Raw genomic sequence first — 236 nt, 5'->3', positions numbered from 1 at the left:
ATCCGGCCGACGACGGCAGCCCGACGCCGGCATTGACGGACGTCGCGCTGTCGAACGCGTCCACGTGGACCGGCGCGACCGATGCGGTGCGCACGCTGTCGCTCGACTCGGACAGCCGCTGGACCGTCACCGCGGATTCGTCGGTCGGCTCCGTCGCGCTGAACGACTCGACGATCGCGTTCGCAGAGCCGACCGCCCGCGCATTGGCGACACCGCGTACGCTCGTCGTGACGGGC

Annotated in this window: 1 protein-coding gene; it reads left to right on the top strand. The window is 71.6% G+C overall.

Features of this window, described 5'->3' with window-relative positions; all coding sequences use genetic code 11:
* Positions 1–236, top strand: a 236-nt coding sequence (locus SB771_RS37070) for a hypothetical protein (RefSeq protein WP_410722295.1), incomplete at both ends; no start/stop codon positions are given.

Source organism: Burkholderia sp. SIMBA_051, assembly GCF_046534915.1.
GTDB lineage: Bacteria > Pseudomonadota > Gammaproteobacteria > Burkholderiales > Burkholderiaceae > Burkholderia > Burkholderia ambifaria.
This window is presented reverse-complemented; position numbering and strand designations above follow the sequence as displayed.